The organism is Pseudomonas bohemica (assembly GCF_002934685.1).
GTDB classification, from domain to species: Bacteria; Pseudomonadota; Gammaproteobacteria; order Pseudomonadales; family Pseudomonadaceae; genus Aquipseudomonas; species Aquipseudomonas bohemica.
In genome coordinates this window covers 217,184-226,935 of record NZ_NKHL01000116.1, presented here as the reverse complement: position 1 = coordinate 226,935, position 9,752 = coordinate 217,184, and the positions used below count along the sequence as shown (strand labels likewise).

Annotated in this window: 8 protein-coding genes and 2 pseudogenes; 3 read left to right on the top strand and 7 right to left on the bottom strand. The window is 57.9% G+C overall.

Annotated elements, in window-relative coordinates:
* Positions 1–79 precede the first annotated feature (79 nt).
* Both CE491_RS31075 and CE491_RS21750 read right to left on the bottom strand, forming a co-directional pair.
* Positions 80–354: pseudogene (locus tag CE491_RS31075) on the bottom strand (ATP-binding cassette domain-containing protein); the annotation flags it as partial.
* Positions 355–366: 12 nt separating this feature from the next.
* A pseudogene (locus tag CE491_RS21750) lies at positions 367–558 on the bottom strand (transposase domain-containing protein); the annotation flags it as partial.
* Between the two features lie 521 nt (positions 559–1,079).
* On the opposite strand from CE491_RS21750, the gene CE491_RS31465 reads away from it, so the two are divergent.
* Positions 1,080–1,166, top strand: coding sequence for a small membrane protein YohP (locus CE491_RS31465; protein ID WP_456107156.1), 87 nt, complete (start codon positions 1,080–1,082; stop codon positions 1,164–1,166).
* Between the two features lie 440 nt (positions 1,167–1,606).
* Here the strand turns inward: CE491_RS31465 and CE491_RS21740 are convergent, their stop codons facing one another.
* Positions 1,607–2,092, bottom strand: coding sequence for a hypothetical protein (locus tag CE491_RS21740; RefSeq protein WP_110950401.1), 486 nt, complete (start codon positions 2,090–2,092; stop codon positions 1,607–1,609).
* Between the two features lie 214 nt (positions 2,093–2,306).
* On the opposite strand from CE491_RS21740, the gene CE491_RS21735 reads away from it, so the two are divergent.
* Together CE491_RS21735 and CE491_RS21730 are read left to right on the top strand one after the other, a co-directional pair.
* Positions 2,307–2,726: a phage holin family protein gene (locus tag CE491_RS21735; RefSeq protein WP_110950400.1), complete on the top strand. Its 420-nt coding sequence runs from the start codon at positions 2,307–2,309 to the stop codon at positions 2,724–2,726.
* Positions 2,723–3,580: a DUF3618 domain-containing protein gene (locus CE491_RS21730; RefSeq protein ID WP_110950399.1), complete on the top strand. Its 858-nt coding sequence runs from the start codon at positions 2,723–2,725 to the stop codon at positions 3,578–3,580. Before CE491_RS21735 ends, CE491_RS21730 begins: the two co-directional genes overlap by 4 nt.
* A gap of 310 nt (positions 3,581–3,890) precedes the next feature.
* Here CE491_RS21730 and CE491_RS21725 read toward each other — a convergent pair whose 3' ends face one another.
* The 4 genes from CE491_RS21725 to CE491_RS21710 form a co-directional block, all read right to left on the bottom strand.
* A complete protein-coding gene (locus CE491_RS21725; protein ID WP_110950398.1) occupies positions 3,891–6,386 on the bottom strand; it encodes a phosphoketolase family protein in 2,496 nt (831 codons plus the stop codon).
* A gap of 59 nt (positions 6,387–6,445) precedes the next feature.
* Complete coding sequence (locus tag CE491_RS21720; protein ID WP_234407648.1) at positions 6,446–7,678, bottom strand: acetate/propionate family kinase; 1,233 nt, start codon at positions 7,676–7,678, stop codon at positions 6,446–6,448.
* 32 nt (positions 7,679–7,710) lie between these two features.
* Entirely contained in the window at positions 7,711–8,748 is a 1,038-nt protein-coding gene (locus CE491_RS21715; protein ID WP_110950397.1) for a zinc-dependent alcohol dehydrogenase family protein, read from the bottom strand.
* A 75-nt stretch (positions 8,749–8,823) separates the two neighbouring features.
* Entirely contained in the window at positions 8,824–9,699 is an 876-nt protein-coding gene (locus CE491_RS21710) for an Lnb N-terminal periplasmic domain-containing protein (RefSeq protein ID WP_234407647.1), read from the bottom strand.
* Positions 9,700–9,752: the final 53 nt, after the last annotated feature.

Sequence of the window (9,752 nt, the reverse complement as noted above, 5' to 3'; positions counted from 1 at the left end):
TTGCTGATGACAAATCGGCAATCTGCCCTGGGTCAATTTTCAATCGGCAGGGTGGGTCAGTTTTCAATCAGCGCCAACAGCCCAGTACACTCATCGGGCACTCGATGAGGTTTTCCAGTACCGTCATGTGGCTCCACAGATTGAAGTGTTGAAACACCATCGATAGCTGGGTGCGAAGGACTTGTAATTGACGGGCGTCGACAGCACACAAGTCGCCCCTCGAATTTTTGCGGGTCAGCAGCTCCTGCGAATTGATGATGATCCGCCCCGCCGATGGCTGTTCCAGATGATTGATGCAGCGTAAAAAGTACTTTTCCCGGATCCTGAGGAGCCGATCAGGCTGATCACATCACCCAGAAGCGATGTTTAAACCTCTAGCATTGGAGGGCTAGCTGTCCACCTATAAGGCAGCAACTGATCGATCTCACTCGACCGCTGCGTCGGCAGTCGCATCAGCACATCGTTGAGATAGGCATACGGATCATGCCCATTCATGCGTGCCGACTGGATCAGGCTCATGATCGCCGCCGCCCGTTTGCCGCTTCGTAAGCGTCCGGCCAAGTCACCTTCCGAACTCCAGCGTTAAGGACGATGGTGTCCGCATATTTTAGGTGGAGAACATCGCCCTTATGGCGGGGATGGGGTAGGTGACTTTGCCGGACGGTTACGCTTACCGAGCGGCACAGCATTTGCCCCCTGCTTGTGGCTGGAGGATTGATGGGTGCCCTCCCTGGTCGCTACGGGCGAGCGCCAAATCGTCATCACTGAGGCGATGCTGAGATCCCCGCTGGAAGCTGTTAGCGAGCTTAAGCGCTTCGAAATCCCCCGCATTGAGCCGTTGGACATCAGACCGTCGATGCGCCCCCATCGCTTCCCCTCTGTTTCCCTTCTCTTCAGGACGGCCCATAGACATGGAGACAACGCACGCAACGGTGTCAGAAGCGACGGGCGAATTGCAAAGCTGTAATTGCTGACTGCTGATGAACGAAGGACAGCCTTTTCTCGCGGATCAAATTTTCCGAACCAAGATGTCTCGTGAAAGGTCTAGGACATTACATCCATCGAAGTGAGTAAAATTTATGTTGAAGTTTCTCGGCGGTACAGTCGGTGTCATCTTCCTGATCGGCTTGATCGTAGTCATTGCACTGTTCAAGTTCATTTTCTGAACCCGACACATCGCTGAGGTCGGATGCACTTTCATGCTTCCGATCTCGCGGTTTTAATAGCACGCCGGTATCCCATCCTGCTCCCCCTCGCTCCCCCATGACGCAAATTCTCTGTCCGAGGCCTGGACTTGAGATCGCCGACGGACCTTCAGGTCTTTCTATCACTGACCTTCCAAGCGAATCGTATTTCAGGGAATAGACCTTCCAATCAGATGCATTTCGCAAGCGTTGCCCTCCTCTTCGGATCTGCGGATAGCCGTCCGTCTAACCCCTAGAACTACTCGTTCGGGCGCTGGTTCCACCTTCTACAGCGTACAGATTTCCTGACGCGCGAGATGCGTACTGCGGCGGACATTCCAGGCGCAGCGGGTATCTCTTCATAAAGGATGGTGACGGAAATGCCCACATTCAATGAAAGCAGCGCAGACGCCCAACAGCGTTCAGCGCCTCCAAACGATGCGCTTCATAGTTTGCAAGATGACGCCAAAGCTCTTTTCGAGACGGCGCGTGAGCAAAGCACTGAACATCTGGAACAGTATCGTGAGAGCGCCGCTGATCAGATAGAAAATCTGGCTCGAAGTGCTACTACAGCAGCCGAGGAGCTGCAGGACAAAGACACTCTTGGGCTTTCGCATTACATCACTGACGTGGCAGACGGCCTCGGGAACTTCGCCGGGAGCTTGAGGGGTAAAAGCGCTGATGAACTGCTCCAGCAAGTGGGACGCCTGGCCCGGGACAATCCTGCCCTTTTTATAACGGGCAGCATTGCATTGGGTTTCGGGTTGTCGCGGTTCCTTCGCGCGAGTGCGCCAGATATCTCCGAGGCAGGTGCAGGTGCGTCCCCCGCGAGTCCTGCCGAGGCTGACGGTGAAGATTTCGATCCGCGCATAGCTGCTGATGAGGAGCCCGCCGTTCGCCCGATACATGAGGACGACGTCATTCGCGCAACTCTGGTCAGCAGACAGAGACGGGAACGCTCCGTTCGACTGAGCCGCTCCCGAGCGATAGCGACGCAAGCGCCGGAATTCGCCAGTCGGGTGCGGAGCTGGGTAGCTTTAGCCCAGCGCAGGACAACTTTTCATCCTCCGATACACCAAGCTCAGCATTCCCCGGTAAACCGGCCACCCAAGGAGAACTGTGATGGCTATCAATCCAGATGTCCCTCCTCGCTCGCCGCAGGAAGGCGACCCCTCTCTCGTGGGGCTTGTACGTCAACTGGCACATGAAGTACCTGCTCTTATCAGTGAAGAGCTGGCACTGGCGAAGGCTGAAATCAGAACCTCGGTTGAAGCCGCGAAAGCCGCCACGGCGGCTGTGGCAGGTGGTGCTGTCATCATGCTCGCGGGATTGGTGATCCTGCTGATGGCAGCGGTCTATGCATTGGCCCTGGTTGTCTCGCCCTGGTTGGCAGCGCTGATCGTCGGAGCCGTCGCGATGATCATCGGCTTTGTGATGGTGCAATCCGGCAAGAAACATCTGGAGCCATCCCAACTCGCACCGGAACGCACCCTACATTCCCTTAACAAGGACAAAGACGCCATCAAGAGGAAAGTCTCATGAGCACCGATAGCAGCTTCGCGACAAAAGAGCAGTTCGAACATGACGCCGTGCCTGACCTCGAAGTGCCTAAAAGCCCGGACATGCTGGAACGGGACATCGATGCTCGACGAGCGAATATCGAGAACATCGTGGACGCTTTGGAGAACAAGCTGTCCCCTGGTCAGTTGTTCGATCAGGCCTTGGCTTTCACAAAAGGCAACGGAGGTGAGTTCTTCAACAACCTTGGAACCTCGGTAAAAAACAATCCTGTGCCGGTGCTGCTTGCCACCGTTGGCGTGACTTGGCTGATGCTCGGGCAGAATCAGAAACCTGGCAGTACAGAGCCTTCGATGTTCAGCCATTTCGGTGAGAAGGTCAGCAGTGCGGCGCAATCTCTGAATGATTCACTGACAGGTGCTAAGGATCATGTCCGCCAGGCAGCCCATGACATGGGAGACCGGGCGTCTCATCTGGCAGAAGCCGGCAGTGAAAAAATCGACGGCATAAAACAGGGCACGGCCGCTGGTGCTTTCCAGGCCAGCGAGAAACTGAAGGCGGCGTCGGACAAGACGCAGGACGCGCTGCTTCGTCAAGGGCGCAATCTCCAGGGCACTGTTGAATACATGCTCAAAAAGCAGCCGTTGGCATTGGCGGCGATTGGCATCGCGTTGGGCGCGGCTATCGGCGCTGCTTTCCCGTCCACTCACCAGGAGAACAAGATTTTTGGCCAGACAAGCGACAAGCTGACCAACCAAGCCAAAGCGACGATGGATAAAACGTGGGAAGCAGTCTCGGACGTGGGCAAAGGTGTGGTAGACGATCTCAAAAGCTCCAAGCCCGCAGGCAAGGAACCGGATATCAACATTGACGCTTAGGAGACAGTCGCTGGCGCGACCCAGATGGGGGCTTGAGCCCCCCATCGACAATCGACATACGCGCTAACGGCTAGCCGGAGCCGCCTGTGCACCTCTTGTTTCTGAGCGGTCTTTACCAGTCATCAAGCACCGCTATTGGCGGCACCGGGAACCCAGCAAGATCCGGATGTTGCGCGGTAGCAAGCACTGAAGCGATGCCTCGCCTCAATCCTTGATGGATATTCTGTCTTGCCCGTTGGATAGGGGGCAAGACGGTGAGGCTCGTGCGGGACGGGTGTACCTGGTCGAGGCCCGGCGCAGCATTTGGGGTCTACGCATCAGTGAAAGTCTGCCCACGGGCCTGACCTCTGGCTAACGGCGGTGGAGATTGCGGTTGCGTGAGGTCGTCGGTCCAATGCCAGTTGCGGATCTCGGGCATGTCTTCGAAATGCTCGCGGATATAAGTGTGGTGGCGGCGCAACTGGTCTTCAAAATAACTCATCGCATCCAGGCTGCTGGACCGCAGCCGGGGGACGTGTGACAACGCATCGATTGCAAGCTGATAACGACTCATATTGTTCAGCACGACCATATCGAACGGCGTTGTAGTGGTCCCGCGATCAGAGAAACCCCGCACGTGAAAGCGCGCTTCATTCGTCCGCCCGTGCACCATGGAATGAATCACCCAGGTTGAACCGTGGAAGGCAAACATCACCGGCACTTCGCGGGTGAACAGCGCTTCGAATGAAACATGGTCCATGCCGTGCGGGCGATCGTCGGGACTGGCCAGAATGCTCAAATCGACCACGTTGACTAAACGAACGCGAATACCGGGTACGTGCTTCTGCAATAGCCACGAGGCCGCTACCGCTTCTGTCGTTGGCACATCTCCGGCGCAGGCCAGCACGATATCCGGCTCCGCCGCGCCGTCATTGGTGGCGAAATCCCAAATCGATGCGCCCTGCGAGCAGTGCTTGAGAGCCTGATCGAAATTCAGCCACTGGAAATCCGGCTGCTTGCCGCAGGTGACGACGTTCACGTAATTGCGACTGCGCAAACAATGGTCGAAAACGTTGACCAGACAGTTGGAATCAGGCGGGTAATAGACCCGCACGACGTCGGAGCGGCGTTGCAGGACGTTGTCGACGAAACCGGTCGATTGATGGCTGAAGCCGTTGTGATCGTTGCGCCACGCATGGCTGGTCAGCAGGATGTTGAGCGAGGCCAGTGGCCGCCGCCAGGCGAAATCGCGGCACTGCTGCAACCATTTGGCGTGTTGCGTCACCATGGAATCGACCACTTGCGCAAAGGCTTCGTAGGTCGACCACATGCCGTGGCGGCCGGTCAGCAAATAGCCTTCCAACCAACCTTCGCACAGATGCTCGCTGAGTACCTCCATGACTCGGCCGTCGCGCGCCAAGTGGTCGTCGATGCCCAGCAACGGACCCGCGGCGGTTCGATCGGTGGCCTCGAAGACCGCGTTCAAGCGGTTCGAGTTGGTCTCGTCCGGGCCGAAGATCCGGAAATTATGCGGGTTGGTACGAATGACATCGCGCAAATACTCGCCCAGCTTGCGAGGCGCCTCGGCGATCACCTGGCCTGGCCCCGGGACGTGTAGGCCGTAGTCGGCGAAATTAGGTAAATCCAGCGCCGTGAGCAGTCGACCGCCATTGACGTATGGCACCGCGCCGAGGCGCAACGGCGCGGGTGGCGTCAGCGCCTGCAGATCAGCGACCAGGCAGCCCTTATCATCAAACAGTGTGTGCGGCTGGTAGCTGCGCATCCACGCCTCCAACTGCGCCAGATGGTCAGGATTCTGCACGACATTGGCCAGAGGCACCTGATGCGCGCGGAACGTGCCTTCCACCGGCAGGCCATCAACGACTTTCGGGCCCGTCCAGCCTTTGGGGCTGCGCAGGATAATCATCGGCCAGCGCTGCGGCGAAGTGTCGCCCTGCTCTCTGGCCTGCTGTTGAATATGCCGGCCCTTTGCATAGGCCGCGTCAAGCGCTGCCGCAAAACGCTGGTGCATGCCAGGCACGTCTTCCCCGGCGACGATCAGGGGTTCGTAGCCACGCCCACGGTACAGCTCGATGAGGTCCGCATCGGTGGTACGCGCCTCCACCGTAGGCCCGGATATCTTGTAGCCATTGAGGTGCAGGATGGGTAATACCGCCCCGTCGCGGCGAGCGTCGAGGAAGCGCACGCTCTTCCAACTGCCCTCCAAAGGGCAGGTTTCGGCTTCGCCATCGCCAATAACGCAAGCCACCCACAAATCCGGATTATCGAATACGGCACCGAATGCATGCACCAGTGAGTAGCCGAGTTCGCCGCCCTCATGCAACGAGTTGGGCGTATGCGGGCCACAATGACTGGGGACCCCGCCGGGCGTGGAAAAACTGCGGAAAAAGCGCAACATACCCGGCTCGTCCGGGGTGATGTCCGGATGAACGTCGCTGTAAGTCCCCTCCAGCCATGCACAGGCGTTGAGTGTCGGCCCGCCGTGGCCCGGCCCCGATATGTACACCATGGACACTCGCTGTTCGCTGATCAGCCGGTTCAGGTGAACATAGATAAAGTTTTGCCCTGCTGACGTTCCCCAGTGCCCCAGCAGCCGTGGCTTGATGTGCTCGGCCTGCAAGGGTTCGCGCAACAACGGGTTGGCCTTGAGGTAGATCTGCCCGACACACAAGTAATTGGCGGCTTGCCAATACCGATGCATCCGGTCGAGCAACTCTGGCGCCAGTGGACCGCCCGCCTCGGGCGTTATCGGGCTGACGTGGTTTGAATCATCGGCGCTGGAAAACGCTGGATTGAAGGTATACATAGCGACTCCACGAAAATATGACGATGGAAAGCGTCCGGCAAAACGCCAGAGGCTCGCGGTCAATCCGGGTTGCTGTCGAGCAACGGTGTCGGTAAAAGCTTCAGGGTGTACCGGGCGATTAGCCGGTCTTCATCGGTAGGGATCATCCAGGCCCTGACCCGGCTGTGGGGTCGCGAAAGACGCGAAGCGGATGCTTGATTGGCCTCTTCGTCGAGTTCGAGCCCCAGCCAGGCACACCCGCGCAGGATAGCGGCGCGCACCGGTGCTGCGTGTTCACCGATGCCGCCGGTGAAGACCAATGCGTCCAGCCCGCCCAGCACGGCGGCAAAGCTGCCTATTTCCCGGACCACGTTGTGAATGTACAGCGACACTGCCTCACGAGCGGCCACCTGATCACTGGCCAACAGGGTCCGCATGTCGCTGGCAATGCCGCCTGATACGCCCAGCAAACCACACTCGTGATACAGCAAGTGTTCAAGCGCTTGCGCGGACATTGCGCGCTCGCGCATCAGGTACAACAAGATGCCAGGGTCGAGGTGGCCCGGTCGGCTGCCCATCAGCAGTCCGTCCAGCGTCGTGAACCCCATGCTGGTGGCACGACTGCGCCCATTATGCAGTGCACACAGACTGGCGCCGTTGCCCAGGTGCGCGACAATGGTTCGTCCCGCAGCAGCAGCACTGTCATAGTCGCCGAGCACTTCAGCGATGTACTCATAGGAAAGCCCATGAAAGCCGTAACGGCGCACGCCTTCCTCAGTCATTCGTCGAGGCAAGCCATAAAGAGTTTCAAGCGGGTCAAGGGTGTGATGGAAAGCCGTGTCGAAGCAGGCCACCTGAGGTAATCCAGGGTACTTGGACGCGAGAAAGCGAATCGGCGCCAGGCACAGCGGCTGGTGCTGCGGTGCGATGGGGGTGAGCGCCTGTAGCTCGATCAGCAAAGTCTCATCGACCAGTGCGGCGACTTCCTGACGGAGGCCGCCATGCACCACGCGATGTCCGGCGGCAACCAACGGCGCGCCGGTGCGAGCTTCGATCCACGGCAGTAAACGCTCCAGGGCGTCGCCATCTTTCGCAGGCAACGGCCAGCGTTCCTCAGCGGCTTTGCCCGACCTGTCGGTAAACGACAGCACCCACTGCTCTTCCCGCCGTTCCAGGCTGCCCTGCCCCTGAGCCAGTGGTTCGCCCTGCTCATCGGGGTTACCGTGATAGAGAGAGAACTTCAAGCTCGAGGAGCCGGCATTGAGCACCAATAAGGAACCGCCCATCGCAGCGGGGAAAGTCTGGGTTGCCATTCGCAGCTCCTGAAATCCTGGGTGGGCGTGTCTTACTGGCTGAGGATGACCTTCATCGCTTTCTCCTGGGCGGCATTGCCGAAGATTTCATATGCCTGAAGGATGTCATTCAAGGCAAAGCGATGAGTGATCAACTGGCTGGCGTCGATCTTGCCGGCTTGCACGGTCTTGATCAGCATCGGCGTGGTGTTGGTGTTAACGAGCCCCGTGGAGATGTTGATGTTCTGAATCCATAGCTTCTCCAGGTGCAACTCCACGCTCTTGCCGTGTACCCCAACATTAGCAATATTGCCGCCGGGCGCGATCACCGACTGACAGGTATCGAACGAAGCCGGAATACCCACCGCCTCAATCGCGACGTCCACACCGACGCCATCGGTCAATTCAAAGATACGCTCGATGGCGTTGTCGGTCTTGATGTCGATCACGTGGGTGGCACCAAAACGCTGTGCCACCTCAAGGCGATTGCTATCACCGTCGACCATGATCAGCGTAGCCGGTGAATAAAATTGAGCCGTCAACAATGCAGCCATGCCCACTGGGCCTGCCCCGACAATCACCACGCTGTCGCCAGGCTTGACCTTGCCGGCAAGCACGCCGATTTCAAACCCGGTCGGCAAGATATCGCTGAGCATCACCAGGGCTTCCTCATCGGCACCGGCGGGAATCGGATAAAGACTGTTGTCGGCGTGTGGAATGCGAACGTATTCAGCCTGAGTTCCATCGATCATATGGCCAAGAATCCAACCACCGTCCGCGCAGTGGGAATACATCTGGCGGCGGCAATTGGCACAACTGCCACAAGAGGTGACGCAGGAAATCAGCACATGGTCGCCGGGCTTGAAATTACGTACGGCCGAACCTACCGTCTCGACAATGCCCACCCCTTCATGGCCAAGCGTTCGGCCCGGCGTTACCGCAGGGACATCGCCCTTGAGAATGTGCAAGTCAGTGCCACATATCGTCGTGTGCAGCAGGCGAATAATGGCGTCAGTAGGTTTATCGATGAGCGGGGTAGGTTTGTCAGTCCAGACTTTAACGCCAGGGCCTTGATAGACGAGGGCTTTCACAATGTCTTCCTTTATCCGATGGGACATCAGTATGGGACGCACGTGCTGGACCGGTGGCCTTCTTCGAGGCGCTGATTATTCCCTGCCCCGCAAAGTAAAGGCCGGACCGATTAAATCATCGACCGTTGAATAAATCAAAGGGTTACCAACCCGGCACGCCCTCTCGGATCCGCAGGGAAAAGCCGTGTCCGATTCGGACTTCGCCCGCTCGGTGATGCGACCGGCATCACGCAACGCCTGAAGCGAATAACCTGGCTGCAAGCCTCCAACATCGTAAACGTAGCCCGGCAGGTAACCGGTCAGAAGCAAACGGTAGTCCATCGGCAAGCCTGCGACGATGGTGTTCATCATGTCGAAGACAATGCTGGTGCAATTGGCAGTCACGGTATTGTAGAAGCGCGGGTGATTCAGCAAATCATTGGTTTGTTCAACGTACGACAACAACAAGGCCTTGCGCTGAGGGGCTGACAACGCAACGCGATAGAGATAATCGTCCTCCCCGCGCACATTGGTCCTGACCCGCAGCGCGTCACGTTCGTCAGTCGCTAGAATGCTGACTTCATACTGTTTGAAAAAACCGGCGATCGCAGAATAACTCTCGCCCTTCTCTTTTCGGGTTTCGACGCTGAATAACAAAAATCGACCGTCATCGAAACCGAACGACACCATGATGTGAGCGATAGCGGGCATTCCCCAGTACGAAGTGATCAGGTCCACCGAAGCCAGGTGATCCAGGTCGTACTCACGTGCCTCCCAACGGATCTGGTAATTGTCATCCGTTTGCCACTCGAAGTTGCGCACATTGCTCATGGTGAGCGTGTTGCCATTGAGTTTGCCGGAGGTCATTCGCGCAACGTCATCTGCCCAGATGCGCTCGTTCGACGGTATGAACGTGCTCCACCAAACGCCAATACTGGCCAGCAGTACGACGTAACCGAGAACGGCGCGCAATGGCCGTGCGCTCCACGTCAGTACGATCAAACCGACGCCGCATAGACACCAGA

Bases quoted from the DNA above. Each gene is read 5' to 3' on its own strand.
- CE491_RS31465 (WP_456107156.1), top strand. From the start codon at position 1,080: ATGTTGAAGTTTCTCGGCGGTACAGTCGGTGTCATCTTCCTGATCGGC.
- CE491_RS21740 (WP_110950401.1), bottom strand. From the start codon at position 2,092: ATGTATCGGGCGAACGGCGGGCTCCTCATCAGCAGCTATGCGCGGATC.
- CE491_RS21735 (WP_110950400.1), top strand. From the start codon at position 2,307: ATGGCTATCAATCCAGATGTCCCTCCTCGCTCGCCGCAGGAAGGCGAC.
- CE491_RS21730 (WP_110950399.1), top strand. From the start codon at position 2,723: ATGAGCACCGATAGCAGCTTCGCGACAAAAGAGCAGTTCGAACATGAC.
- CE491_RS21725 (WP_110950398.1), bottom strand. From the start codon at position 6,386: ATGTATACCTTCAATCCAGCGTTTTCCAGCGCCGATGATTCAAACCAC.
- CE491_RS21720 (WP_234407648.1), bottom strand. From the start codon at position 7,678: ATGGCAACCCAGACTTTCCCCGCTGCGATGGGCGGTTCCTTATTGGTG.